Origin of the sequence: Streptomyces sp. NPDC049687 (assembly GCF_044465285.1) — a bacterium.
Classification (GTDB): Bacteria; Actinomycetota; Actinomycetes; order Streptomycetales; family Streptomycetaceae; genus Streptomyces.
The window spans coordinates 853033-877645 of the sequence record NZ_JBITLN010000001.1 but is presented as its reverse complement, the minus strand read 5'-3'; the positions used below and the strand labels follow the sequence as shown (position 1 = coordinate 877645).

The 24613-nt window shown below is 69.7% G+C and carries 23 protein-coding genes; 13 read left to right on the top strand and 10 right to left on the bottom strand.

Going from position 1 to position 24613, the window contains the following annotated elements:
* Window positions 1-96: 96 nt before the first annotated feature.
* Window positions 97-2478, bottom strand: a complete 2382-nt coding sequence (locus ACIBVL_RS04010) for a GMC oxidoreductase (protein WP_399091300.1) — start codon at window positions 2476-2478, stop codon at window positions 97-99.
* Window position 2479: 1 nt separating this feature from the next.
* Window positions 2480-3592 carry an alpha/beta fold hydrolase gene (locus ACIBVL_RS04005; RefSeq protein WP_399091297.1) on the bottom strand — a complete coding sequence of 371 codons (1113 nt, stop codon included), beginning with the start codon at window positions 3590-3592 and terminating at the stop codon, window positions 2480-2482.
* Window positions 3593-4307: 715 nt separating this feature from the next.
* Here ACIBVL_RS04005 and ACIBVL_RS04000 point away from each other — a divergent pair.
* The gene (locus ACIBVL_RS04000; protein WP_399091294.1) at window positions 4308-5531 is read left to right on the top strand and encodes a DUF4190 domain-containing protein; all 1224 of its coding nucleotides are present in this window, start codon (window positions 4308-4310) and stop codon (window positions 5529-5531) included.
* Between the two features lie 79 nt (window positions 5532-5610).
* Here the strand turns inward: ACIBVL_RS04000 and ACIBVL_RS03995 are convergent, their stop codons facing one another.
* Window positions 5611-5934, bottom strand: coding sequence for a hypothetical protein (locus tag ACIBVL_RS03995; protein ID WP_399091291.1), 324 nt, complete (start codon window positions 5932-5934; stop codon window positions 5611-5613).
* Between the two features lie 597 nt (window positions 5935-6531).
* Here ACIBVL_RS03995 and ACIBVL_RS03990 point away from each other — a divergent pair.
* The 10 genes from ACIBVL_RS03990 to ACIBVL_RS03945 all read left to right on the top strand — a co-directional run bounded on the left by ACIBVL_RS03990 (window position 6532) and on the right by ACIBVL_RS03945 (window position 15647).
* Window positions 6532-6957 carry a hypothetical protein gene (locus ACIBVL_RS03990; protein ID WP_399091288.1) on the top strand — a complete coding sequence of 142 codons (426 nt, stop codon included), beginning with the start codon at window positions 6532-6534 and terminating at the stop codon, window positions 6955-6957.
* 159 nt (window positions 6958-7116) lie between these two features.
* Window positions 7117-7947 (top strand): ABC transporter ATP-binding protein, encoded by an 831-nt coding sequence (locus ACIBVL_RS03985; protein WP_399091285.1) that lies wholly within the window; start codon window positions 7117-7119, stop codon window positions 7945-7947.
* 14 nt (window positions 7948-7961) lie between these two features.
* On the top strand, window positions 7962-8816 hold the full coding sequence (locus tag ACIBVL_RS03980; protein ID WP_399091282.1) for an ABC transporter permease: 855 nt from the start codon (window positions 7962-7964) through the stop codon (window positions 8814-8816).
* 169 nt (window positions 8817-8985) lie between these two features.
* Window positions 8986-10101 carry an ABC transporter substrate-binding protein gene (locus ACIBVL_RS03975; RefSeq protein WP_399091279.1) on the top strand — a complete coding sequence of 372 codons (1116 nt, stop codon included), beginning with the start codon at window positions 8986-8988 and terminating at the stop codon, window positions 10099-10101.
* An 83-nt stretch (window positions 10102-10184) separates the two neighbouring features.
* Window positions 10185-11246 carry an LLM class flavin-dependent oxidoreductase gene (locus ACIBVL_RS03970; protein WP_399091276.1) on the top strand — a complete coding sequence of 354 codons (1062 nt, stop codon included), beginning with the start codon at window positions 10185-10187 and terminating at the stop codon, window positions 11244-11246.
* The gene (locus tag ACIBVL_RS03965) at window positions 11246-11905 is read left to right on the top strand and encodes a cysteine hydrolase family protein (RefSeq protein ID WP_399091273.1); all 660 of its coding nucleotides are present in this window, start codon (window positions 11246-11248) and stop codon (window positions 11903-11905) included. The genes ACIBVL_RS03970 and ACIBVL_RS03965 overlap by 1 nt, the downstream gene beginning before the upstream one ends.
* A 5-nt stretch (window positions 11906-11910) precedes the next feature.
* Window positions 11911-13236 carry an NtaA/DmoA family FMN-dependent monooxygenase gene (locus ACIBVL_RS03960; RefSeq protein WP_399092039.1) on the top strand — a complete coding sequence of 442 codons (1326 nt, stop codon included), beginning with the start codon at window positions 11911-11913 and terminating at the stop codon, window positions 13234-13236.
* Window position 13237: 1 nt separating this feature from the next.
* Window positions 13238-14650: an MFS transporter gene (locus ACIBVL_RS03955; protein WP_399091270.1), complete on the top strand. Its 1413-nt coding sequence runs from the start codon at window positions 13238-13240 to the stop codon at window positions 14648-14650.
* The gene (locus ACIBVL_RS03950) at window positions 14650-15150 is read left to right on the top strand and encodes an NAD(P)H-dependent oxidoreductase (protein ID WP_399091267.1); all 501 of its coding nucleotides are present in this window, start codon (window positions 14650-14652) and stop codon (window positions 15148-15150) included. The genes ACIBVL_RS03955 and ACIBVL_RS03950 overlap by 1 nt, the downstream gene beginning before the upstream one ends.
* Window positions 15147-15647, top strand: a complete 501-nt coding sequence (locus ACIBVL_RS03945) for a flavin reductase family protein (RefSeq protein ID WP_399091264.1) — start codon at window positions 15147-15149, stop codon at window positions 15645-15647. Before ACIBVL_RS03950 ends, ACIBVL_RS03945 begins: the two co-directional genes overlap by 4 nt.
* Window positions 15648-15933: 286 nt before the next feature.
* On the opposite strand, the gene ACIBVL_RS03940 is transcribed toward ACIBVL_RS03945, so the two are convergent.
* The 5 genes from ACIBVL_RS03940 to ACIBVL_RS03920 all read right to left on the bottom strand — a co-directional run bounded on the left by ACIBVL_RS03940 (window position 15934) and on the right by ACIBVL_RS03920 (window position 20372).
* Window positions 15934-16509, bottom strand: a complete 576-nt coding sequence (locus tag ACIBVL_RS03940) for a DUF1097 domain-containing protein (protein WP_399091261.1) — start codon at window positions 16507-16509, stop codon at window positions 15934-15936.
* A 2-nt stretch (window positions 16510-16511) separates the two neighbouring features.
* Window positions 16512-17546, bottom strand: a complete 1035-nt coding sequence (locus ACIBVL_RS03935) for an alpha/beta fold hydrolase (protein WP_399091259.1) — start codon at window positions 17544-17546, stop codon at window positions 16512-16514.
* Window positions 17547-17601: 55 nt separating this feature from the next.
* A complete protein-coding gene (gene fmdA, locus ACIBVL_RS03930; RefSeq protein WP_399091256.1) occupies window positions 17602-18849 on the bottom strand; it encodes a formamidase in 1248 nt (415 codons plus the stop codon).
* A gap of 35 nt (window positions 18850-18884) precedes the next feature.
* Complete coding sequence (locus ACIBVL_RS03925; protein ID WP_399091253.1) at window positions 18885-19166, bottom strand: FmdB family zinc ribbon protein; 282 nt, start codon at window positions 19164-19166, stop codon at window positions 18885-18887.
* A gap of 111 nt (window positions 19167-19277) precedes the next feature.
* Window positions 19278-20372, bottom strand: a complete 1095-nt coding sequence (locus ACIBVL_RS03920; protein WP_399091250.1) for a substrate-binding domain-containing protein — start codon at window positions 20370-20372, stop codon at window positions 19278-19280.
* A gap of 164 nt (window positions 20373-20536) precedes the next feature.
* Here ACIBVL_RS03920 and ACIBVL_RS03915 point away from each other — a divergent pair, with 164 nt between their 5' ends.
* Window positions 20537-20977, top strand: coding sequence for a MarR family winged helix-turn-helix transcriptional regulator (locus ACIBVL_RS03915; RefSeq protein ID WP_399091247.1), 441 nt, complete (start codon window positions 20537-20539; stop codon window positions 20975-20977).
* Window positions 20978-21075: 98 nt separating this feature from the next.
* On the opposite strand, the gene ACIBVL_RS03910 is transcribed toward ACIBVL_RS03915, so the two are convergent.
* The gene (locus tag ACIBVL_RS03910) at window positions 21076-21417 is read right to left on the bottom strand and encodes a hypothetical protein (RefSeq protein WP_399091244.1); all 342 of its coding nucleotides are present in this window, start codon (window positions 21415-21417) and stop codon (window positions 21076-21078) included.
* A 475-nt stretch (window positions 21418-21892) separates the two neighbouring features.
* Entirely contained in the window at window positions 21893-22951 is a 1059-nt protein-coding gene (locus ACIBVL_RS03905) for an RICIN domain-containing protein (protein ID WP_399091241.1), read from the bottom strand.
* A gap of 766 nt (window positions 22952-23717) precedes the next feature.
* Here ACIBVL_RS03905 and ACIBVL_RS03900 point away from each other — a divergent pair.
* Complete coding sequence (locus ACIBVL_RS03900) at window positions 23718-24575, top strand: hypothetical protein (protein ID WP_399091239.1); 858 nt, start codon at window positions 23718-23720, stop codon at window positions 24573-24575.
* Window positions 24576-24613 lie beyond the last annotated feature (38 nt).

Genomic DNA, 24613 nt, shown 5'->3' with positions numbered 1-24613 from the left:
ACTCGGGCTTCGTCCGTCTCGGCGTCGGGAGAGTTCAGCCGCTTGTCGACGGAGTCCGCCCGGAGGGCGGCGGCGGAGTTTCGGGTTTCGAGCTTCTCAGGGGCGCCGCAGGGCGTAGGTGTTCCAGAGTTCGCCGGCGAAGAAGCGGCCGAAGCGAGTGAGTGCCGCGGTGCCGTGCGGGCCCGTTGTGCGGAACGTGGTGAGCAGGCGGGCGAGATCGGTGGCGCCGAGATTCGCCGTCCCCGTGCCCAGCGTTTCGGCGTCGGTCCCGCCCGGTTCGTGGACGTGTCCGTTCAGGACGCGGAAGGCCAGCCTGGTCGTGTCGGCCCACAGGCGGGTCGGGGCGCCGGGCGCCAGGTCCTTGCGGCCGGCGAAGGTGCGGGGGTGCCCGTCGCCGTCGGTGAAGTGGAGCAGGTAGCACATCGTGCCGCGGCCGTCCGCGAACAGGCGGACGCCGCCGTGCAGCACGGGGCGGCGCCCTCCGAGGGAGGGGCTGTCGATCCAGCCGTCCGCGCGCGCCTCGTGGTCCGGTTCCTCCAGGAAGGCGTCCACGTCGTCGGCCGTGACGGTGAGCCGGAACGCGAACGGTTCGGTACGAGACCCGTCCGCACCGGGTGCGTAGCGTCCGCGCAGTTCCTCCGTGAACTGGAGCGAGGTGCGGCGGGGGTACGTGCGGTGCGCGACCGCCCGTGGAGTGGCGGGCCGGTGCTCCAGCAGGCGGGTGCACATACGGTCGGCGAGGGCCGCGATGGTGAGGGCCGGATTGGGGCCCACCGGGCCGGGCATCGCCGCCCCGTCCGCGACGTACAGGCCCGGGTGGCCGAAGACCTCGCCGTACGGATCGCAGACCCCGGTGCCGGGGTGCCGGCCGATGGGGGCGCCGCCGAGCGGGTGCACCGTCAGGACGCGGTCCCGGCGCCAGAGCGGATGGTCGGCGTATCCGCCGCCGAGCGCCCCGGCGATCTGCCGCATGAGTGTGCGCGTCCGCTCGAACTGGGCCGCGCTGCCGCCCCGTACCGTCCAGCTGCTGTCCAACCGGCCGCCACGCATGCGCAGTTCGCCGTCCGGCACGTCTCGGCCCATCGCGAGCAACGGCAGGGACGTACCGGTGAACGCGCCGTCGCCGAGGAGCTCGGCGAACGCGCCCGAGAGGCTGGGATCCGGGGCGTGGGAGATCCGGTCGAGCAGTCTCCCGGCCAGGAAGCGGGCCGCCCGGGAGACTCCCTGCGGTGCGTGAGCGCCTTCGACGAGCCACTCCACGAAACCCGGGTATCCCGCGTCCTGGATGTACCCTCCGCGCCCCGCGCCCGGCACGCCGTCCAGTTCGTCGGGCAGCCGGAGGGAGCTGGTGATGACCGGACCGCGGCTGGGACGCATCGGCCGGGGCTCGTCGCCCCGCCTGGCCCGGAGCACGAACGCGAGGTGGTCGCCGTTCGTCGAGAACCGGCTGCCGATCGCCGGGCTCAGACCGGGCAGGTCGCGGCGGGAACGCAGCAGCAGCGAGACCGTGTTGTAGGTGCCGGCGGCGAGGATCAGACGGTCGCAGCTGATGGTGCGGAGCGTTCGGGAGGTACGGGGCGATCCGGAGGTGTGGGGTGATCCGGACGCGACTCCTCCGTCCCCGCGGCGGCCGTCCGGATCACCCCTTTCCCCTCCCCCTTCGCCATCTGGTCCGGGTCTTCCGTGCCTGACGTAGTCCACCGCGTATCCGCCTCGCGCGAGTGCCCGCACCGCGCGCACCTCGTGTCCGGTGCGCAGGTCGGCACCGTGACGCCGGGCCGCCGACAGGTAGGTGTGGTCGAGGCTGTTCTTGGCGCCGTCGTTGCAGCCGAGGTTGCACTCACCGCACAGCCGGCAGGTACGGCGACCGACACCGTGCAGGTTGTCCTGGTCGGTGTCGGCCATCGGCATTCCGGGCTCGGGGTCGGCGCCCGGTTTCGGGGCGAAGCTGATCGCGAGCGGCGGCCGTTCCGCCGTCAGGCCCAGCCGTTCGGCCGCTTCACGCATCGCGTGCGCCCGGGGTGTGTCCGTGTAGCCGGGGCGGTCGAGCGGGTACGGGACCGGGCGGAGCATCCGTTCGACCTCGTCGTAGTGCGGGTCGAGTTCGGCGCGGCCGACGGGCCAGGCCTCGTAGCCGCCGCCGGGCAGCGGCTGTTCGTCGACGAACCAGCGTTCGTCCTTGCGCAGCAGCACGCTCGCGTAGATGAGAGATCCGCCGCCCAGTCCGCTGGCGACGACGGAGTCGAAGGCGCGGAAGCTCCACACGTCGAACAGGCCGTGCAGGCCTGCCCGCGGGTCCCAGAACGCACGGCCGAGTTCGGCCGGGGAACGGGCGAAGCTGCCGGGCGGGTAGGCGCGTCCGCGTTCCAGCAGGACCACCTGCTGTCCGGCCGAGGCCAGCCGGTACGCGGCCACGGAGCCGCCGAATCCCGAGCCGACGACGACGGTTCCGACGTGTTCGGCGTGCGACTCCGTCATCTCATACAGCCCTTCGGTGGAGGAAGTCGAGGAGGTGCGGGAACACGTCCCGGTGCGCGTCCCGGCCGATGATCGTGTCCACGTAGCCGTAGCCGGGGGCGACGAACAGTTCGTAGCGGTCGGGGTCAGCGGTCTCCCGCGACATCGTCTCGTGCTCCTGGACGACGGAGTCCCCGAAGACGCGGTTGTTCTCGCCGGTCAGGAACAGCACCGGTGGGCCGCCCTTGGCCGCCGTCGCGAGGTAGTCGTCCGGGAGGCACGCGTGGCGCGGCTCGGCGGCGTCGTACTTCACGGCACGACCCGCTCGTACGATCCTTCCGATGTGCCGGTGGTAGCCCAGCCCGACAGGGCCGAGCAGGTCCGCGACGCGGTCGTGAGTGACGGGGTCGAGTCTGTCGTGGCTGTAGAGCGCGGGCCAGCCGGTGCCCCACATGAAACTCACCATGTGGCAGGCCGGGTTGTCGCACTCCGGGTGCGCCAGTGACACCAGGCGGGCAAACAGCCCGCTCCGGCTGAACCAGGCCGCGTCGCCGCCCCGCGGGTCGAGTTGGGACAGCCCGAGCGCGCCCTCGACGAGCGCGGGGCCGTACGCCAGCTTCCAGCGCGACCAGGCCGGTACGCGCATCAGCAGGCCGACCGCGCTGGTGACGACGCTGGTGACGTCCCGTACGGCGCCGGCGTACAGGCTCATGAGGAAGGTCATCGACCCGAGACAGTGCGCCACGACGTGCACCCGCCGTTCGCCGACATGCCGGCGCAGTTCGGCGAGCGCGGCCGGGTAGTCGTACAGGGCGATGTCGTCGAGGGTGTGTGCGTGCGGTTCCGTGTTGTACGGGAAGCGGTTGCTCATCCGCATGTCGAGCGTCCATACGTCCGCGAAACCGTTGTCGAGGAGGCAGGTCGCCAGATTCCGGTGCTCGGGCATGATGAACAGGTCGCTGGACGCGGTCAGTCCATGTACGAGAAGGACGACGTCGTCGCATTCCGCCCGGCGGAAACGGGTCAGCTGGAGGCCGAGTCCGTCGTCCGTGGTGACGGGGTGGACGGTGACCTGGGCGTCGGGAACGCCGGTTGTGGTGTGACGGGGGACGGCGGCGCCCTCCTGGATCGGCATGATCGTCCCCCCTCGGTCGGTCGGCCGCCCCACGATGGCGTCGGCGGCCGGGCAGAGGTCATCGTGGCGCTCCCGGCTTCGGTGTACCTGCGGAAAACCTGGAATCGGCAGGTCACGGCGCACGACGCGGGCGGCGGTCTCACCGGCGAAACGCTGCCCGGCGATGACGGGCTCACGCGGACTTTGCCTGCCGCGGCACTGGTTCGGCGTCCATTTCGACAAGAACAGCTCGGCGTGTTCCGGCATTCGCAGGTCGGTGACGCGTCCCCGTCCGTGGCCGACGCCGGCTACGTGGTGGATCACGTGATTCCACGGATGCCGACCGGGCGAGCGGTGGGCCAAAGTCGTGCGTGTCCGTGGCTTCCGTGCGCTCGTAGGCCGTGGGGGGTGGAGCACGAAAGGAGAACCCGGTTGTGAGGCGTGTGGTCGGTGACCGCCGGCGAGAGACCGTCCGCCTGGGGGAGGGCGTGCGTGCCCATCACGTCCTGTGGCCTCCGACCTTCCGGGGCGCCCCGCCCCCGACCCGCCTCCCGGCGAACGCACTGGCCGTGATGGTCTTCGTCACCGCGATCTGCCAGGTCTACGTCCACGTGACTGCCGACTCGCCGGTGGGAGGCCTCGCTGCCGCGCGCGGGTTATGCGTTGCCGCAATCCACACGTATTGACAGCGACTCGAACAGTCGCACGTCAGTCCTGAATCAGGAGCACGGTACCCGTGTCCATACCCCCGTCCTCCGGGTCCCAGCAGCCCCAAAACCTGTACCCGTCCCCACAGGTGAAGGACCCGAATCCGCACCCCCAGGGACCGCAGGTGCCGCACCCCCACCCCCCTTACCAGGTCTGGGGCCAGGGCTACGCCCCCTTCGCCGGCCCCGCCCCGGTCAACGGCGTCGCCATCGCCGCCCTCGTGCTGGGCCTGCTGTGCTTCCTGCCGGCCGTGGGGCTGGTCCTGGGGATCATCGCGCTGGTGCAGATCAAGAAGCGGGGCGAGCACGGCAAGGGCATGGCGATCGGGGGCGCGGTGGTGTCGTGCCTCGGACTCGCCCTGTGGGCGGTGTGGCTGTTCACGAACGTCGTCTCCGACGCCTGGGAGGGCTTCGTTGAGGACACCAAAGGCAGCAGCACCTACTCCCTCGCCAAGGGCGAGTGCTTCGACGTCCCAGGCATGGGCTTCGACCAGAACGCCGACCACGTCGACACCGTGTCCTGCAACTACGAGCACAATGCCGAGGTGTTCGGCACCGTCCCGCTGTCCGACGGCGACTACCCGGGCCACGACTACGTCACCGACAAGGCCGAGGACGAGTGCTGGACGCTCCAGGACACCTACGCGATGGACCACTGGAGGCTGACCGACAAGGTCGACGTCAACTACCTCACGCCCACCGCGGAGAGCTGGGCCTGGAGCGGCAACAAGATCACCTGCGTCTTCACCCACACCGGCGCGTACGGCTGGCTGAACGGCCCGCTGCGCAGGGACGAATCGATACTCGACGCCGACCAGCTGGCGTTCCTGAAGGCGATGAATGCCGTCGACGAGGTCCTCTACGAGGAGCCCGAGGAAGACGCCGAGGAGGATCTGGACGCCAACAAGGACTGGGCGGCGGACGTCCGGGACGTTCTCGGCGAGCAGGCGGACGCGCTGCGCGGCCACACCTGGCCGGGCAACGCGGAGAGGTCCGTCGACGCCCTGGTGGAGGACATGCAGGACGCCCGCGCGGACTGGGCGAAGGCCGCCACGGCGGGTGACGCCGACACGTACCGCCTGCACTACGACAACGGCTACGAGTACGTCGACGGCGACACCACCGTCGGTGCCCGCGAGGCCCTGGGTCTGGCCATCACCCCGCCCTCGAGGACTTCTCACTCACCGGTAACTCCCGGGCGACGGGCCTCCGACAGGTTCGACGCTCCCAGCGCGATCGCGACCGCCAGGTGAACCAGTACTGCCGCACGGTGCCGGCCAACATCTCCCCGCGTGTCCTCGGACCGGGGACCTGTGGAACGCGTGATCCGGCTCATGACCCGGGCTGGGCCACCACCGGGTCGCTACCCGGGAACCGGGGCCCCGCGCGGTGACGACGGGCGCCGAGCGGGCTGAGTTCGAAGACCAACCGTCCCAGCGCGATAAGGGTGCCCTGCCCGAAGACGAGAATCAGCCACCACCCGACATCCCAGTACCAGTTCTCGGTCCAGGGCTGTGCGATCGCCAGCGTCCCGATGAGGTGCGAGACGGCGATGACGATGCCCGCCCGCCGCTGCCGGGGCCAAAGGAACGGCAGCATCGCCCAGAGCGCGGAGGCCAGCACCAGCCAGGGGGCGAAGAACGGCAGACCGGACATGATGGGCCTCGATATCGGTAGAGAGCGCAGTCCGGCTACCGTCGCACCGGCGGTCCCGCCGTACCAGCTCGGCCGGATATCGCACGGATCACGATGCACCCCTGGCAGCCCGCCGGGTGGAGCTGTCACACGCGCGGCCATACGCGCGCAGCTGGCCGTCGCGCGGCGCTGCTCCCGCGCGTACGGCCAGCGACTTCCCATCGGCCGTCACAGACAGCCATCAGATGTCCGCAGGCCAGGGAACCTCTTCTGCTGTCACACGGGTCGGCGTGCCCCTCGCGAGCCCGAGGGAATGCCCGGGCTTACCGGCTTTTCGCTATCCGCTCGCGTGGTCGGTGGCGTTCGAACAGCAGCCTGGTTCGGGCGAGTTGGCCGTCGGCAGGCATGGAAGAAGGGCCTCTTGGCAGCTCGCGGTTGTCGAGTCCAGCGAGAGCGAGAGGTCCTGTTGTCGAAGTGCCGCGTGTCAGCGTTGCCGGGTCCAGTCCATCGCGCTGGCGTGGTCCCTGGGCGGTGCTTGGACCCAGATGGGACGCAGGGACAGGAACAGACCGACAACGTGAAACACGGGCGAAACGGGCGCTTCCTAGACTCCGGCGCGTGCGCCTCACAGTCCTTGACGCCCCTACCGAGTGGAGCCGGTTCACCGAGGGGTCCATCGAACGCCGCATGCTGCTGGCCCTCGGCGACCGGCTCGGCACCAGCCTGCGGCCGAAGCCGCTCATGCTGCCCGACGGCAGCCGCGTCGAGGTCGAGGGAATCGACGCCGCGCGCCGCGTGCTCGTCCAGCTCGTCAGCAATCAGGGTGCCTACAAGCCCGCCTACCGCAACAAGGTCATGGCGGACATGTTCAAGCTGCTCTGGCTGCGGGACTCGGTGCCGACCGCCGAGCGCACGGTACTCCTCGTCACCGAGCTGATCGTGCAGGCCCTCGGCGGCTGGGTGGCACGCGCGGCGGCGGACCTCGGCATCGAGGTCTACGTCTTCGACGGGAACACGGTCGTAACACTGGGGAGCCGAGCGTAAGGTCCACGAAACACAGTGCGGTCAGATGGCGAAACACGGCGCTCCTAGTGTCGGGAGCACCTAAGCGGATTTCCGCGTCGCAGTCTCGCACTCGCTACGCACGCTCTCCGACTTCCAGGATCGAGCCTTCGCGCTCGCGACATGGATGGGAGCGTGAAGGTGACTGGTACGCCAGCACTTGAGCTGCGGTCGGTGCACCGGGTCTACGGGTTCGGGCCGTCCGCGACGAATGCCCTCGACGACGTTGATCTGACGGTGCCGTCCGGCCGCTTCGTCAGCCTCATCGGGCCCAGCGGCTGCGGCAAGTCGACACTGCTGCGCCTCGCGGCCGGCCTGGAGCGGCCCGACCGTGGCGAGGTCCGGGTGCACGGCGTCCCGCCGGCGCAGGCATGCGCCGCCAAGATGATCGGGCTCGTACCGCAGAGCCCCGCCCTGCTGCCGTGGCTGTCCGTGCTCCGCAACGTCACTCTGCCGCAGAAGATCAACAAGGGGTCGGCCGGGCGCCGCGAGCGCATCGCCGGCTTCGTGGAGCGCGAGTCCGCGCCGGCCGCCCCCGATATGCGCGAGCTCCTCGTCAAGGCGGGTCTCGGAGAGGCCATGCACAAGCTCCCGGCGCAGATCTCCGGTGGTATGCGGCAGCGTGCCGCGATCGTACGCGCCTTCGGCCTGCGGCCCGACGTACTCGTCATGGACGAGCCGTTCTCGGCGCTCGACGAGTTCACGCGCGAGAGCCTGCAGGACCAGCTGCTCGACCTGTGGGACGAGCTGAAGACGACGGTGCTGTTCGTCACCCACTCCGTGTCCGAGGCCGTCCGGCTCTCCGACACCGTGGTCGTCATGGCCCCGCGCCCCGGCCGCATCGTGGACGTCATCCACGTCGACCTGCCCCGGCCACGCGGTGATCGCCTCTTCGGGGAGCGCCGCTTCCACGAGTACGAGGACCTGATCCGAGACCGACTGCGCCGGGCCTGGCGCGGCGAAGCCGCATGAGCGGGGGCCTGGAGATGACCGTAACCGACGAACACGCCACCCTGGCGGCCGAGAGCGAGCGGCCCGTCGAACCGTCGCGCTTCAGCCTCAGGCATCCGAAGTCCCGAATCGGGTGGGTCCGGCCCTCCGTGTGGGCGCCTCTCCTGGTGATGCTGGCGGTCCTCGCCGTCCTGTGGCAGTGGGCGGCCCGGGAACTGCCCTACCTGCTGCCGCCGCTGTCGAAGATCGGCGGCTCGCTCACCAGTCAGTTCGGCTACTACGTCGACAACGCCCTGGTGACCGTGGGCGAGGCGTCGGGCGGCCTCGCGATCGGGTTCGTCGCCGCGTTCGTCCTCGCGGTGCTGACGAGTGAACTGCCGCTCCTGCGCCGGGCCGTCATGCCGCTCGCCGTCGTGCTCAACGTCACCCCGCTCGTGGCGATCGCGCCCGCCCTGGTCGTGGCCTTCGGCTTCGGTCCGCTGCCCAAGCTCGTCATCGCCGGCCTGATCTGTTTCTTCCCGATCCTCATCAACACGGCGGCCGGTCTGGGGTCCGTGCCGCAGCAGGTGCTGCAGGTGTACCGGACGATGGATGCCGGCCGCTTCGAGCTGCTGTGGCACGTGCGCATCCCCAACGCGTTGCCGTTCCTGTTCGCGGCGCTGCGCATCGTCTTCCCGCTGTCGATCGTCGGCGCCGTGGTGGCCGAGATGTCGGCGTCGGGATCCACCCGCGGCCTCGGCACCGCGATCAGCACGGCCTCGTCCATGAACCAGCTGCCGGTCGTATACGCCTCGATTCTCGTCCTGGCCGTCATGGGCGTGCTGCTGCTGCTTGCCGTGACGCTGGTCGAACGCCGCGTGCTGCACTGGCACGACAGCGCGCACAACTGACTCGGCCGCCGCGTCCCGCTGCTCTCCCCTCCCCCTCTTCCCTTCCCTCACTCAGCCAGTGGCCCGCGATGGCGGGGCGCTCGGCACCTCATGCCCTCACGCGCACCGTTTCCCGGCGGTCATCGCCAGTTTGGAGTCACCCATGTCACCCACGTCACCCACGTCACCCATGCGGTACCGCCTCATCAGACCCGGGCTCGCCGCCTTCGCCGCTGTCGCGCTGACGGCCGGCGCCGCGGGATGCGGCGCGGACTCCGCCGCCGACACCTCGGCGGGCTCGGCGGGTTCCGCGATCTCCGCGAAGCGTTGCGCGGAGAACAAAGCCGCCGGCACGATCACCTACCTGTCGGGCTACCAGTACCAGTCGTCGGTGTCGATCCTCGAATACGTCGCCGCGCGCAAGCTCGGCTACTTCAAGGACCTCTGCCTGAACGTCGTCCTCAAGCCCGGCAGCGGCGACACGGCGCAGAACACCAAGCTGCTCGCCAGCGGTCAGGCGACCGTGGGGCCGGTCGCCGAGCAGGACGTCATCCAGGCCCGGGCCAACGGGATCGACATCACGGGAATCTCTTCGTACTCGAACGCGGGCCTCGAGGTCCTGATGACGAACAAGGACATCACCAAACTGACGCAGCTCGACGGCAAGGTCGTCGGCCACAAGGGCTACGTACCCGCCACCGTCAGGGCGATGCTGGTCAAGGCCGGGGTCAAGTGGGACTCGCTCAGGCTGGTCAAGCAGGGCTACGACCCCTCCGTACTGCCGCGCAGGCAGAACGGCCTCGCAGCCCTCACGGGATTCGTCTCCAACGAGCCCAACCAGCTCAAGGCGGCCGGCCACCCCGTCACGGTCTGGAAGCCGGTCGACTACGACGTCCCGAGCTCGCTCGGCGCGATGGCGGTGAACCCGGCGTTCGCCAAGGCGCACCCGCACGCCGTCGAGGACATCCTGCGCGCCGCGCTGCACGCCTACGGCTACTGCGACTCCAGCGACAAGCACATCGCCGAATGCGTCGGATACGCGGCCGAGCTGTCCGGACCGACGTACGACAAGAAGCTGAACACGACCATCTGGAAGACCGAGACGCGTTACGTCAAGGACCATCCGACGCCCGGACAGCCGCTGGGCGGCATCGACCCCGAGAACGTCGCGGGGATCGTCGACATGCTGCACCAGTTCGAGATCGTGCCCGGCGGTGTGACCGCCGACCAGGCCGAGGGCTGGTTCGACACCTCCTACGTCGAGGACGTCTACGCCGACGGCAAGCTCGTCTGGCCCGCCCCGTAGCCGCATCGCGCCGGGGCCGCCGCGCTCGCCGCCCTGGCTCATTCCTCCACGCGGATCAGACATCTCATGAAAAGGCGCACCACATGCCCGCGAAAGACTACGGAATCTTCCTCCCCATCGGGAACGGGGGATGGATGCTGTCGACGACCGCTCCCCACCCCGAGGCGAACTACGCGTGGAACAAGCGCGCGGCCCTGCACGCTGAGACCATCGGCCTCGACTTCATCATGTCGATGGCGAAGTGGCGCGGCTTCGGCGGCAGCACCGACCACTGGGGCCGCTCGCTGGAGTCGATGACGATGATGTCGGCGCTCGCCGAGGCGACCAGCCGGGTCAAGATCTGGGCGACGATGCACGCGAACGTCCACAACCCCGCCATCGCGGCGAAGATGTACACCACCCTCCAGGACATCTCCGGCGGCCGCGTCGGCATGAACATCGTCAACGGCGCCTACGCGGGGGAGTTCGAGCAGTTCGGCGTGTGGGACCCGCAGCTCGGTCACGAGGACCGCTACCGGATGACGGAGCTGTGGACGGAGGCGGTCACCCGGTTGTGGAGCGAGGACTCCGTCACCCTGCGCACGCCGTACTTCGACCTCGTCGACTGCGAGTCCCGCCCGCATCCGGCCGTCCGCCCGACCATCATCAACGCGGGCAGGTCCGAGGAGGCCCGCCGCTTCCAGGCCAAGTACGCCGACGGCGCCTTCTTCGCCGCCGACAGCCTCGCCGAGATGCGGGAGCTGTCGGCGGACGTCCACGAGCGGGCGAAGGCGGGCGGCCGCGTCTGCAAGACCTATTCCATGCTCACCGTCGTCCAGGACGAGACCGACGAACTCGCCGCCAAGAAGGTGAAGGAGTGGAGCGCGGGTCTCGACCGTGAGGCGCTCACCCAGATGAGCCGCACCTGGGGCATGCCCGAGGAGCAGGCCCGCGCGTGGGCCGAGGGCGCGGGTGGTGAGGCGGCGTTCCAGACCCCGTACGTCGCCGGATCGGCGCGGACGGTCACCGACCACATCGAGTACATCGTGCGCGAGGCCGACCTCGACGGACTCATGCTGATCTTCCCGGAGTACGACGAGGACATGCTGCTGTTCGGTGAGACCGTGCTGCCGGCCCTGCGCGCCCGGGACGAGGTGGCGGCCTGATGTCCGATCTGCGTGACAGACAGCTCGCCCACCTCACCCGGCCCGGCAGCAGGCCCGCGCTGGTCGTGGTCGACGTGCAGCGCGACTTCGCCGATCCGGACCGCCTGCGGGCATACGGACCGACGGATGCCGCTCTGGCGGCGCTCGACCAGGCCGTCACCCGCATCGCCGACCTGGTCGACGCCGCCCGTGCGGCCGATGTCCCCGTCGTGTGGGTCGAGTTGGGCAGTGACCCCGGGCGGCCTTGGCGGGCGGGCAACTGGCTGCGGGGAGGCGACTACGACGCCCTCATGAGCCCGGACGAGCCGTGCGTGCTGGGTACGCCGGGCGCCGAGTGGTACCGGATGGGGCCCGCCGAGGGCGAACCGCGCGTGGTCAAGCGCGCGTACAGCGGATTCCTCGGCACCGATCTCGAGGAGCGGCTGCACGCGGCCTGCTGCGACTGGCTCACCGTGGTGGGCCTGACGAGCGAGTGCTGCGTGTACGCGACCGCCCAGGACGCCGTGCAACTGGACTGGCCCGTTCTCGTTCCCCGGGACGCCACGGCCGCCTACGACCTCGACGTCCATGCCGCGGCGCTCGTGCAGCTGGGACTCAACGTGGCCGTGATCGGCGACACCGACGAGGTCGTCGACCTGTGGAAGAAGGCAGCCCTGTGACCGGCATGCACATCGCCTTCGACCTCTCCTTCACCCACACCGAGGGCGCGTGGGCACGGCAGGGCTCCTGGGCCGGACGGGACTTCCCGGACGTACGCATGTACATGGAGCTGGCGCGGACGGCCGAGCGTGCCGGGGTCGGGATGCTGTTCTTCGGCGACGGCAGCGGCATACCCAGCACCTGGCGGGGGAGCATCGAACCGGCCGTGGAGTGGGGCATCCAGTGGCCGCGCCACGACATGTCACCGGTCATCGCGGCGATGTCCACCGTGACCGAGAAGGTCGGCTTCGGGCTGACGTACTCCTCGACGTTCATGCACCCGTTCTACGTGGCCCGGCTGTTGAACTCCCTCGACCACGTGACGAGTGGGCGCATCGCCTTCAACGTGGTCGCGTCGACGCGTGGCGCGGACGCGGCGAACTACGGCTTCGGCGAGCTGATGGAGCACGACCTGCGCTACGAGCGGATGGAGGAGTTCATCGCGGTCTGCCGCGCCCTGTGGGACTCGGTGGCACCCGACGCCATCGTGCGCGACCGGGACACCGGCCGGTTCGCCGATCCGGGGAAGGTGCACCCGATCGACCACGAGGGGCGCTTCTTCACCGTCAAGGGCCCACTGGCGTCGGTCCCCAGTCCGCAGCACCACCCGCTCATCGTCCAGGCGGGCAACTCGCCCCGCGGCATCGCCGCCTCGGCACGGTTCGCCGATCTCGTCTTCGGCTTCGGCGGCGACCTCACGGCCCAGCAGCGCCACCGCAAGCTGCTCGACGAGGCACTTCTCGCCGAGGGGCGCGAACCGGACCGCGTGGGCATCCTCTGGGCCACGCAGGTCATCGTCGGCCGTACGGCGACCGAGGCACGGGAGCGCCGCGACGCGGTGCACGAGTTCTGGAACGAGGAAGCCGTCGCCACCCACCTGTCGCACAACGCCGGGTACGACTTCTCGACGCTTCCGCCGTCCTTCCGCCTGGCCGAGGTGCGCGACGAGATCGTCGCGGCGAACGCCAGTCCCGCGGGCCTCGTCGGCTCCCTCATCGCGCGGTTCGGGGAGGACCACACGATGAGCCGCGGCGAGTTCTTCACGCACGGCAGTGAGCGCGCGACAGGTCTCGATCACAGCATCGTCGGCGACCCCGCCACCGTCGCCGACGCGCTGGAGGAGAACTTCGCCGCGACCGGGTCACGCGGCGGCTACATGATCTCCTGCCCGCCGGCCATGCCCTCGGGTTTCACCGACATCAGTGAGCTGCTGCTCCCCGAACTGCGCCGCCGCGGTGCCCTCGCACCCGCCTACCCCGGCGCCACGCTGCGCGAGAACCTGGCGGTGTGAGATGACCGCAGGGAGCGAGCGGCGCCACTGGCTCGCCCTCGGCAGCCTGTGCGCCGGGTTCTTCATGCTGCTGCTGGACAGCACCGTCACCTCGGTCGCGCTGCCCGCGCTGATCACCGGCCTGCACACCAGCCAGACCCTCGCGATCTGGGTCAACAGCGGCTACCTCATCGCCTACGCGGTACCCCTGATCACCGCGGGACGACTGGGCGACCGCTACGGCCACCGGCGCGTCCACCTGATCGGACTCGCCGCCTTCACGCTCGGGTCGCTGCTGTGCGCGTCGGCCACCACCGTCGAGGCGCTCATCGGCTGGCGGGTGGCCCAGGGCGTCGGTGCCGCGCTGATGACACCGCAGTGCCTCACCCTCATCAAGGCGCTGTTCCAGCCGCCGCGCCTCGCCGTCGCGCTGGGCGTCTGGGGCGCGGTCGGCGGCGCGGCGGTGGCCGCCGGCCCGCTGGTCGGCGGCCTGCTCGTCGCCGTCGGCGGCTGGCCCGCGGTGTTCTGGGTCAACGTCCCGGTCGGCGTGGCGGCGATGGTCGCCGTGTCCGCGTTCGTACCCGTCCTGCCCCGCCAGGAGGTGGGCATCCCGGTGTGGGCGATCTGCGCGAACGCCAGCGGCGTCGGCGCACTCGTCCTCGGCATCCAGGGCACGGATGCCGTGAGCACCGACGCGTGGGGCGTACCGCGCTGGGTGCTCACCGCCGCCGGCGCGCTGATCGTCGTGGCCGTGGTCTGGCTGCAGCGGCGCGACGGGCGGCGCGCGCTCGTGCCGGTCGCGTTGCTGCGCAGCCGCGGGTTCGTCATCGCGGCCTGGGGCGGCGCCGCCGCGGCCTTCTGCGCGGGCTCGGCCATGATCCCGCTGATGCTCTACCTCCAGCGGGAGCGCGGGCTCGCCCCGGGCGCGGCGGCACTCACCCTCGTACCGATGGGTGTGGTGTGCCTGCTCGGAGCTCCGGTCTCGGCCCGGCTCAACAACGGAATCGGGCCACGCGGCGTCGCCGCCCTCGGCTCGTCCGCCCTCGTCCTGTCCCTCGCGGCCTCGGCGGTACTCGTCGCTGCGGACGCGCCGATCCCCGCCCTGACCGCCGCATTCGCGGTGTACGGAGTGGGCAACTCGTTCGTCTGGTCGCCCCTGTCGATCGCGGCGGTGACCACGGTCGCCGCGGACGAGGTCGGGGCGGCGTCGGGAGCCTTCAACGCCGTGAAGCAACTCGGCGCGGTACTGGGCAGCGCCGCCGGCGCCGTGCTCCTGGCCGGATTCGGCTACGCCGCAACCCTCGGCGGACTCGCCGCCGCCGGACTGCTCTGTCTCCTCGCCTCCGTGTTCCTCCGGGTCGACCGCCCAGGGGCCGGATCTCCCGCGGCGTCAGCCGCCGCTCCTGCTCCCCATCTACCCACAGGAGTCGCCTGATGAAGGCCGTCGCCGTCATAGGAAACCCCAAGGCGGGCTCGCGCACCCGTGATGCCGCCGAACGCCTCGCCGGGGCCCTCGGGCTGGACTGCGAGGTCCTCGAAGTCGCCGGACTCGGGGCAGGCCTGGTCACCTGGGGCGATCCGGCCGTCACCGCGGCCGTCGAGCGGGTGCGGTCGGCCGACATCGTGATCGCGGCGTCTCCCACCTACAAGGGCACCTACACCGGCCTGCTCAAGCTCTTCCTCGACCAGATCGCCACGGAGACCGGCCTCGCCGGACAGGTGGCGCTGCCCCTCATGCTCGGCGCGGGACCCGCGCACGCCCTCGCCCCCGAACTCACCCTCAAACCCGTACTCGTCGAACTCGGTGCGACCTGCCCCGCGCAGGGTCTCTACCAGCTCGACTCCACCTACACGACGGATGACTCACTCGCCCGCTGGGCCGGGCAGTGGGGCCGGACCGTGCTCGATGCCGCGAAGACGAGGACCGCACGATGACGACCATGGAAACCCTCACCTCCGATCTCGGCGAGCTGAAGAGGGCGTTCGCCGCATTCCCGTCAGGGGTCGCAGCCCTGTCGGCGCGCGTCGACGGCGACCCGAGCGTCATGATCGTCTCGTCGTTCACCGTCGGGGTCTCCGCCGAACCGCCCTTGGTCTCCTTCGCCGTGCAGCACAGCTCGACGACCTGGCCGGTGCTGGCCCGCGCGCGGGCGATCGGCGTGTCCGTCCTGGGCGAGGAGCACGGCGACAAGGCCCGGCAACTCGCGTCCCCCAGCAAGGCAAGCCGGTTCGCGGGCCTCGGCACGGAGGAAACGGCATCCGGCGCGATCTTCCTTCAGGGCGCCCCGGTCTGGCTGGAGTGCGCGATCGAGCACCACTACCCGGCCGGCGACCACGACATCATCGTTCTGCGTGTGCTCGCCATGATGGCCGACGACGACCGCAGTCCGCTCGTCTGGCACCAACGGACGTTCAAGTTGCTGGCCGACTGAGGCGATCCCGGTGCCGTGACGTCCGCGCGCCGACGCATGACCAGAGGGAGAGCGGGGCCTCGTGGCGGTCCGGGTGTCCTTCGGGACGGCTGGGCCGGCGTGGCGGGGAGCATCCCACCACCCCGCCGGGCTCGGCCGCGGCGGGGTGCGGCTGCCGGTCCGCGGTGCGCGTGCCGGTCGGCCCCGCGTCTACCGACGCCGTCCAACTCGATCTCCGGGCACAGCCGCGTGGGGCGAGCCGTGGTCGGCCCACCCCACGCAGCGGCGGCTCGTTCCGGTGGCCGGGTCAGGCGGGTGCCTCGCTCGTCGAAGGCGTCACCTCCGTGGTCTCGTGCTGCTTCTCGGGCTCCGGCGTGACGGCCGCCTTGGCGAACATCAGCCGTATTCCGAGGGTGGCCGCGAGCGGGCCCAGGGCGCACATCGAGGCGGCGCTGACGAACGAGGCTCCCAGATTCCCCGCGTCGTAGCCGAATCCGCCGAAGTAGGTGGCGAAGGTCGACGCGAAGCCGAAGAACATCGCCGGGATGAGCGCGAACGGCTTCAGCCGGCCGGTCGCCAGCAGCGTTCCGTTGACGAAGAAGATCACCACACCCAGGGCCAGGGTCTGGGCGAACTCCCCGGTGCCGAACATCGTGCCGGTCTCCCGGTTGAGCAGGACGGCCACCACCGCGAACCCGGCCCCCGTCGTCGTGGCGGTGATCATGGAGATGGCGTTGGCGATGCTCGGGCCGCCCTGCATGAACGTCCCGGCCCAGGTGATGAAGATCGCCCAGGTCGGCATGTGGAGCGGGCTGAGGAGCAGGAAGACGGTGGCGAAGGCGATGATCGAGGCGCTGACCTCGTGGGGAAGTCTGCTCTTCATGGCTATGCCAATCCGCCCGGCTTGGCCAGCAGTTCCCTGATCCCGGTGTCGATGAACTCGGTGTCCTTGGGACTGCTGCCGCCGCCGGCGAAGTGGCCCCAGATGCCGGGAATCACACGGAGTTCGGCCCCCGGTATGTGACTGACGGCCCACTCCTCGTCCTCCGGAGGGAAGTAGAGGTCCTTCTCGGCGGGCATGTCGAGCGTGGTCGCCTTGATGGAGCCCAGTGCCGCCTCCGTGTCCCCGCCGAAACCGGGGGTGAGCCCGACGTCGCCGTTCTGCCAGGTCCAGAGCATGGTGAGGAGGTTGTTCGGGTCGCGGCCGTCGAGGAAGAAGCCCTCCCAGAAGCCTACGAGGAAGTCCTCCAGGGAGGTGTAGCCGAGCTTCTCGTACTCCTTCTCCCAGTAGAACGCCTGCGAGAAACCCCATCCCGCGTAGACCCGGGCGAGCGCGCGCAGTCCGGTGGTCGGCCACTTGTCCGCCTCGTACCAACCGCCGTTGAAGACCGCGTCGGCGGTCAGCGCGGCCTTGACGCCCTCGAGGAAGACCTTGTTGTGAGCGCTGGTGCGGGGGGACCCGCAGAAGGGCGCGATCCTCTCGACCATCTCCGGATGGCTGACGGCCCACTGGAAGGTCTGTCCGGCGCCCATCGACCAGCCGGTGACGAGCGCGATCTTCTCGATGCCGAACTCCTCGGTGACCAGTTTGTGCTGGGCCTCGATCTGGTCGTACACGGTGATGTGCGGGAAGCGCGCGCGGTCGTACGGCGGAGGCGTGTTGCTCGGCGAGGTGGACAGGCCGTTGCCGAGCATGTTCGGGACGATGATGAAGTAGTGCTCCGGGTCCAGCGCCATGCCGGGGCCGATGAGCCACTCGTTGTCCCAGTGCCGGCCGGAGTACCAGGTGGGGTACACGATCACGTTGGACTTGTCGGCGTTGAGCTCGCCGTAGGTGGTGTAGGCCAGGTGCGCCCCGCGCAGGGTCGCGCCGTGCTGGGTGGTGAAGTCGCCCAGTTGGAAGGTCAGATGGTCGCTCATCGGGTTGCCTTTCAGGACGTTCAAGACGTTCAGGACGTGCAGGTGTGCAGGGTGTTCAGGAGGTGACGGCGCACTGGCCGCGGTCGGCCTTCCTCGGCCCTTCGGCCGTCGGCCGGATGTCGAAGTCGAAGATCGCCGTGGGGAGGTAGAGGGTGCTGCACGCGTTGGGGATGTCCACGACTCCGCTGATCCGGCCCTCGATCGGGGCGGAGCCCAGCAGGAGGTAGGCCTGTTCGCCGCTGTAGCCGAAGGTCATGAGGTAGTCGACGGCGTTGAGGCAGGCGTTGCGGTACGCCATCGTCGCGTCGAGATAGTGGTTGGTGTCGGTCCCGTGGTCGACGGAGATGCCGACGAACGAGATGAACTCGGTGTACTGCGGCGCGACGTTGCCGGGCAGGAAGATCGGGTTGGTCGTGACCCCGTACTTCTCCATGCCGCCCTTGATCAGGTCGACGTGCAGGTCGATGAAGCCGCCCATCTCGATGGCGCCGCAGAAGGTGATCTCGCCGTCGCCCTGGCTGAAGTGCAGGTCGCCGCCGGAGAGCAGGGCGCCGGGTACGAGGACGGGGTAGAACACCCGGGAGCCGCGGGTGAAGTTCTTGATGTCGTGGTTGCCGCCGTTCTCCCGGGCCGGGACCGTGCGGGCCCCTTCGGCGGCGATCAGGGAAGCGAGCTCGCCGGTCGCCGTGCCGGCCAGCGCGTTGTCGGCGAGCGGCGGCAGGGCGAGGGCCGGCACCCGGTGCGGGTCGGTGTCGATGAGGGCCTGCTCACGGGCGTTCCAGCGGGCGAGCAGCTCGGCGGAAGGCGCGGTGCCGAAGAGGCCGGGGTGGGTGATGCCGGTGTAGCGGACGCCGGGGATGTGGCGCGAGGTGGCCTGCTGGCCGTGGAAGTCCCAGACGGCTTTGTAGGAGTCGGGGAAGCGGTCGGTGAGGAAGCCGCCGCCGTTGTTCTTGGCGAAGACGCCGGTGTAGCCCCAGCCCTCCCCGGAGCCCTCGCCCTGCGACTGCGGTACGGGGCCCAGGTCCAGGATGTCGACGACGAGCAGGTCGCCGGGCTCGGCGCCCTCCACGGCGATGGGGCCGCTGAGCATGTGGGCGTGGGTGAGGTCGACGTCGCGGACGTCGTTGGCGGAGTCGTTGTTGCCGATCTGGTTGTCGGTCCAGTCGCGGCACTCGATACGGAAGTCCGTACCCGGCTTGACGGTGACGGCGGGCGGGATGTCGGGGTGCCAGCGGTTGTGGCCGGGGACCTTCTGGTCGCGCATGGACATGGCCTGGTCGACGCTGAAGACGACTTCGGGCATGGACTGCCTCCGAGAACGGGTGTCGGGCAGAGGGGTCAGGGCTTCGGCAACTGGGCGTGCCGCGGATCGGCGTACCCCGCGGTTCGGCGGCGGGCCGGCGGCACGTCGGTGACGACCCGGGGTTCGTGGGCGCTGGCTTCCTGGGCGTGCAGGGCGCGGGCCAGCGCGGCGGACGTGCGGCCGAGCATCGGGGCGGTGAAGACCCGGCGGGCCTGCTCGCCGCAGACTTCGCAGGGTTCTTGGGGCAGGGCGCGGCCGATCGGACGGATCACGTCGAAGGGGCCGCAGTCGGTGCAGCGGTAGCGATAGGTGGCCATGGACAACCAACCTCCAAATGCTTCGAAGCAAAAGTATTTCCGAGCGAAGCAATTGGACAAGAGTTGGCCGTGTTACGTGCGGGTAAAAGGATGAGCGCCGCGGTGTTTCGGCTACGGCAGCTGCTGGATGACGTCCCATCGCAGCCCGTCGGCCGCGGCGAGGAACACCCGCTGCTTGAGGTGACGGTCCTGAATCCGGACCGTGCCGCGCGGAGTCTCGTACTCGAGCCCCTCGGCGGCCGCCTGGATCCGGGCGACGTCCACGGCCCCGGCACGACGAAGCAGCTCGGTGAGCATGCGCACGCCCTCGTAGCAGGACTCGCCGAGGCTGTTGAGCACCGGCGCCCGGGGCCCGAACCGGCGTCCGTAGGCGGCGGCGAAGTCGAGGCCGTACGCGGTCGGCAGGTCCTCGAAGTAACCGGCCGAGGTCATCAGGCCATGGGTGTTCTCCGGTCCCGTGGCCAACAGGACGTTCTCCTCGATCAGTGAGCTGAACCGGAGGTGGTCGCGGTCGAGCCCGGCCGCGGTGAACGCCCGGTTGAACAGGACGGCGTCGTCACCGATCAGCAGCATGAGGACGGCCTCGCAGCCGCTGGCCTCGACTCGCGCCAGAACCGGCCCGAAGTCGTGGGTGCCGAGCGGCACGTACATCTCGTCGCAGACCTCGCCGCCGAGTTCCCGCAGATAGCGGTGGGCGGCGCGGGCGGAGGAGCGGGGCCAGACGTAGTCGTCGCCGACGATGGTCCAGCGCCGGATGCCGAGTTCGCCGGCGAACCACTGCAGCGCGGGCCGCAGTTGGCTGCCCGGGGTCTCGCCGGTGAGGAACACACCGGGGGAGCGCTCGCCGCCTTCGTACAGCGCGGTGTAGACGTATGGCACGCGTCCGTCGATGCGCGGCGCGACGACCTCGCGGACGGCGGAGATGTGCCAGCCGGCCACCGCGTCGACGACGCCTCCGGAAATCAGGGCGTCGACCTCGCTCGCCACCTGCTCGGGGGGCGCACCGCCGTCGACGAGTACCAGCCGCACCTCCCTGCCCAGCACCCCCGACTCGGCGTTGACCTCCTCGGCCGCCAGCTGGGCACAGCACTCGCAGGAAGGACCGAAGATCCCGGCGGGGCCCTGGAGCGGAATCACCAGGGCGACATCCAGCGACTCCCCGGTCCGGCCTGCCGGAGAGCCGAGCCGGACGGCCTTCTCGATCATAGTCACGCACACTAGTGATTGGTTGCTACGAGAATATTTCCCAGCGATAAGAAAATGACTGTATCGTGGAACCGCTCCACAGGAACCCTGTCTGCCGCGGGAGCCCGCACCACTGCGAGCGCTGCAGCGCACCCCCCACACCCACCACGGATTTTGGCAGGGCGATGACCTCGACCACCCCCGCGACCGCACTCGACCTCGACCTGGCACGAGCTCTCACGCTCGTGGAGCGGACTGTCGTCCAAAGACTCGGTGAGGCGCTGAAGGCGGAGGGCGCGACGCTCGAGGAGTGGCGTGTGCTGTCGTTTCTCGGCGACGGCGCCGGACATCCGATGACCGAGGTCGCCGAGTCCGCCCTGCTGACGGCGCCGACCCTGACCAAGGTCGTCGACCGCATGGTCTCCCTCAACCTTGTCCTGCGACGGATCGACGACGCGGACCGGCGACGCGTCCTGGTGTTCGCGTCGGAGCGCGGCAGCGAGGCGCTGACGCGCTGGACGGCGGCGGTCGAACGCGAGCGGGAGCACATCGTGACAGCCCTCGGCGCCGAGGAGACGGCCCTGCTGCGGACGCTGCTGCAGCGTGCCGCGAGGCGGCTGGTCTGACGGGGGCGAGCCCGGGACCGGCCAGGGGTTGCGGTCAGGACAACGAAGTCCCGGGTGGATCGGGCGTCGGCTGACGGCAACCGTGCCGCCGCGCGAAGTCACGAACCAAGCTGAGGAGGAACGTCTGACCGCACGAGGCGGACTCGCGCGGCTGGTATGCGGCCGGGCAGGTAGACGAATCCGTTGCCGTTGTCGAGGAGCAACCCCTCATCGATGCCGTCCACGGACCAGAGATCAACCGGCCCGCCGGTGTTGTTCATCTGAAGGAAGAACTCTGCTTCCTCCTCGCCCCGACAGACGAAGATCCCCTCCACCTCGGGGCGGCGGCTGCCGGCGATTCCCCGTGCGGCGCTCATCCGGGCCCAGTCCAGGCCATGCTGTGTGATCGACTGCCGATTGAGCATGGACGAAACATGGAAGAGGTTCGAGGTGTCAAACACGCCAGGAGTATAGGAGGCAGTGTTCGACCCTGATCGTCAGGCAGTCGTCCTGGTCGGTGGTCCGGCTGGTGCCGCGTGGCAGTGCCCCCGGCCGCGGGTCAGGGGTTGGTGGTAGCGGGGCGTGCCGGCTGCCACAGGTTCCGGACCAGGGTGTGTGGTGAAAGTCCCGCCTGCCCGGTGGCGCCTGGCACGCACGCTCGCTGCGTTGTCGGGGTCGCCCCGACACATCCAGTACCGGGGCGGCGCGGACACAGCCCCTGAGAACTGCCCAGCACTCAGAACAAGCAACGTTGCAGTACTAGGGCGTCTTTCGAAAGTCCCGTCTGGCCCGCGACGCCTGGCACGGCGCCTCGCCGCGTTGTCGGGATCGCCCGCGTACGCCCGGTACGCGGGCGACCCTCCGCCTTGCGATGCACCGCGCCAGACGCCGCGGGCCCCGCCCTCCGGGCGGACGACGCTACTTTCGAAACACGCCCTAGTTGGAGAAGTCCTGCGTCATCCAGACGGTCCCGTTCGAGTCCCGGTACACCGAGATGCCGACGTGGGAGAACGAGGAGCTGAGGATGTTGCGCCGGTGGCCGTCGTTCGGCGGTTGCTCGGCGAGCATTTGCTGGGTGAGGTCCACCGCCGCCTGGGCGATGGCCGCAGAGTCGGTACTGACGCCCTCGGACTCGCCGATGTTCTCGCCCGCCGCGGTCCACTTGACGCCCGCAGCCGTCTCCCGGGCCCCCAGTGAGGCTTCCCCCGGGCACTGGTGGGACAGCCCGCAGCCGCCGGCCATCACGCTGGTGTGCGCTGCGGCGCTGCGGTTCAACCCGTCGCTGATGGTGTAGTCCGGCAGGCCGGCCGCCTTTCGGGCCTGGTTGATCGTGGCGAGCACCTGCTGCGCCGGGTCGACGTCGGCGCTCGGCGACGGCGTGCCGGCGTCGGCGCCGGCCACCGCCGTCAGCTTCCACTGCTGGTTGTCGCCTCCGGTGTCGTGGTACTGGATGATCGCCGCGCCGTCCGCCGTGGAAGCCCCGTTCACGTCCAGCACCTTGCCGCCGTTGCGCGACACGATCTTGACGGCGCCGTCGGCCAGGTCATCGATCCGCCACTGCTGGTTCGCCGCCCCGGTGTCGGTCGCCTGCTGGACCGCGGCGAAGTCCGCCGTCGAGGCGCCCTTGACCTCCAGTACCTTGCCGCTGTTGTGGTTGACCAGTTCGTAGTAGCCGTCGCCGGTGGATTTCAGCTGCCATTCCTGGTTTTTGCCGCCGTTGTCCTGATACTGGATGATGCCCGCGCCGTCCGATGTGGAATTCCCGTTCACGTCCAGCACCTTGCCGCTGTGCACGGATATCAGGTGGTAGTAGGCGGTTGAGTCGATTGTCGCGGCCTCGGAATTCTGCTGAGCGAGCAGAAGCAAAGGACCGAGAACGGCGGGTATGCCGATCAGCAGGCCCGTCGCGGTCCACTTCCGGCGGTGCCGGCCGCGGGTCCGCCCGGACTGGGTGAAGTCCTGCGGGGACAGTCCTTTTTCACTTGTGTCACTCATGCGGCAGATCTCCTTGATCATGATTCTTCGCCACGGTGGTCGACGGCTGTAGTTCGGTCATCCGTTTTGCACCGCGTTATTCTGTTTTGGTCGAATCGGGGTCTCTGGGAAAAGACACCGAATACGTCTTCAGTGGTAGCCGAGGAGAAAAAGGTTGCCGCATTGGGCGGGCAATTGTCCGCCGACCGGATACAGCGGTTACCGGCTCAGCGCGTGACGCGGCGGGTACGGTGAAGGGCTGCCGCTCTGGACGGCGTCCATGATCTCCAGGGCTGGCGCGCAGATCACGTCGGGTGATCTCGGGTCGGGCGGTCATGGCTCGAGGACAGCTGCCCGGGTAGCGTGCCCGTCGGCTTCGGCCGGGCTGCGGGTTCGCCTTGCGCCAACGGTCGTACGGCATGGCGGCGACTCCGGAGGAGATCGCGGCGGACGGGCGGCGATGACACGTACGTACATGGAATAGGTGTTTCTACCGACGTGCCCCCGACACCTGTGCCGTTTCCTTGCGTTCATGACGACACCGGGCGGTCGCAGCGGTCGCCGACCACGACCGGCAGACGTACCCGCACCGGGCTACGAGCCGAAAGCCGACGGACCTCCACCCCGCACCCGGCTACAGCTTCGACGTCGACGAACTCTTCCCCTCTCCCGCGTCCTGAGCCCCTTGCCCGCGGGCCGGGCGTGCACCGACCTCCTCATCACATCAACAGGCCCTGCCACAAGGACAGTCCGGCAGGGCCGTCCGACCTCGTCCTGGGGGATTCACATGCGTTCACACACCGCGACCACCGTCCTTTCCGGCGCCGTCGTCCTCTCTGCGCTCGTTCTTCCGGGGGCTGCCCAGGCGGCGGAGCACCCCGGGGCGGCGACAGATCTCGGAGCCTTCGCCTCGCGGAGCGTCCAGCCGAGAGACGCGCTGGGCGGCACCACGTTCAAGGACGGGGTCGTCAACAACGGCAAGGACATCGTCCTCGGCGTCACGGGCAAGAAGGCCGTTCCCGTCACGTTCACCGCCTTCGACGAGGAAGGCGTGGCCCTCACGCAGGCCTTCCTGTGGCAGGGCACCGACAGTTCCAGCACGGACACCATCACCGGTGGCCTGGGGTCGGACGACTACCCCGCCTGCACGGAGACGCCGGTCCAGAACGGCTACAGCTACAGCTGCAAGACGGTCTTCACCATCGATCCCGCGGTCGACTTCAAGGACGGCAACGGCACCGCGGGGACCTGGAAACTCTTCCTGGGCGCCTACGACCTCTACGCGAACGCCAGTTACGACGACGACGTCGCCAGGACCAAGATCAAGCGCGCCGCCAAGGTGACCGCCAACGCCTCCCCAGAGCCGGTGAGGAAGGGCAAGACCATCACGGTCACCGGCAAGCTGAGCCGCGCCAACTGGACCACGGGCAAGTACGCGGGATACGCGAGCCAGCCGGTGAAGTTGCAGTTCCGCAAGAAGGGCAGCAGCACGTACACCACACTCAAGACGGTCAAGACCAGCAGCACCGGCACCCTCAGCGCCACCACCAAGGCCGGTTCCGACGGCTACTACCGCTTCGTCTTCGCCGGCACCACCACGACCGGCTCCGCGTCGGCGCCCGGCGACTTCGTCGACGTCAGGTAGGCGGCTTACCGGCCGAGACCGCGGGGGCCGGCGCGCAG

What these genes read in the sequence shown, in the direction of transcription:
- ACIBVL_RS03975 (WP_399091279.1), top strand. Translation starts at nt 8,986, where the DNA reads ATGCGGTACCGCCTCATCAGACCCGGGCTCGCCGCCTTCGCCGCTGTC.
- ACIBVL_RS03940 (WP_399091261.1), bottom strand. Translation starts at nt 16,509, where the DNA reads ATGAAGAGCAGACTTCCCCACGAGGTCAGCGCCTCGATCATCGCCTTC.
- ACIBVL_RS03955 (WP_399091270.1), top strand. Translation starts at nt 13,238, where the DNA reads ATGACCGCAGGGAGCGAGCGGCGCCACTGGCTCGCCCTCGGCAGCCTG.
- ACIBVL_RS03960 (WP_399092039.1), top strand. Translation starts at nt 11,911, where the DNA reads ATGCACATCGCCTTCGACCTCTCCTTCACCCACACCGAGGGCGCGTGG.
- ACIBVL_RS03900 (WP_399091239.1), top strand. Translation starts at nt 23,718, where the DNA reads ATGCGTTCACACACCGCGACCACCGTCCTTTCCGGCGCCGTCGTCCTC.
- fmdA (WP_399091256.1), bottom strand. Translation starts at nt 18,849, where the DNA reads ATGCCCGAAGTCGTCTTCAGCGTCGACCAGGCCATGTCCATGCGCGAC.
- ACIBVL_RS03915 (WP_399091247.1), top strand. Translation starts at nt 20,537, where the DNA reads ATGACCTCGACCACCCCCGCGACCGCACTCGACCTCGACCTGGCACGA.
- ACIBVL_RS03995 (WP_399091291.1), bottom strand. Translation starts at nt 5,934, where the DNA reads ATGTCCGGTCTGCCGTTCTTCGCCCCCTGGCTGGTGCTGGCCTCCGCG.
- ACIBVL_RS03950 (WP_399091267.1), top strand. Translation starts at nt 14,650, where the DNA reads ATGAAGGCCGTCGCCGTCATAGGAAACCCCAAGGCGGGCTCGCGCACC.
- ACIBVL_RS04005 (WP_399091297.1), bottom strand. Translation starts at nt 3,592, where the DNA reads ATGCCGATCCAGGAGGGCGCCGCCGTCCCCCGTCACACCACAACCGGC.
- ACIBVL_RS03980 (WP_399091282.1), top strand. Translation starts at nt 7,962, where the DNA reads ATGACCGTAACCGACGAACACGCCACCCTGGCGGCCGAGAGCGAGCGG.
- ACIBVL_RS03925 (WP_399091253.1), bottom strand. Translation starts at nt 19,166, where the DNA reads ATGGCCACCTATCGCTACCGCTGCACCGACTGCGGCCCCTTCGACGTG.
- ACIBVL_RS04010 (WP_399091300.1), bottom strand. Translation starts at nt 2,478, where the DNA reads ATGACGGAGTCGCACGCCGAACACGTCGGAACCGTCGTCGTCGGCTCG.
- ACIBVL_RS03945 (WP_399091264.1), top strand. Translation starts at nt 15,147, where the DNA reads ATGACGACCATGGAAACCCTCACCTCCGATCTCGGCGAGCTGAAGAGG.
- ACIBVL_RS03965 (WP_399091273.1), top strand. Translation starts at nt 11,246, where the DNA reads ATGTCCGATCTGCGTGACAGACAGCTCGCCCACCTCACCCGGCCCGGC.
- ACIBVL_RS03935 (WP_399091259.1), bottom strand. Translation starts at nt 17,546, where the DNA reads ATGAGCGACCATCTGACCTTCCAACTGGGCGACTTCACCACCCAGCAC.
- ACIBVL_RS03920 (WP_399091250.1), bottom strand. Translation starts at nt 20,372, where the DNA reads ATGATCGAGAAGGCCGTCCGGCTCGGCTCTCCGGCAGGCCGGACCGGG.
- ACIBVL_RS03905 (WP_399091241.1), bottom strand. Translation starts at nt 22,951, where the DNA reads ATGAGTGACACAAGTGAAAAAGGACTGTCCCCGCAGGACTTCACCCAG.
- ACIBVL_RS03970 (WP_399091276.1), top strand. Translation starts at nt 10,185, where the DNA reads ATGCCCGCGAAAGACTACGGAATCTTCCTCCCCATCGGGAACGGGGGA.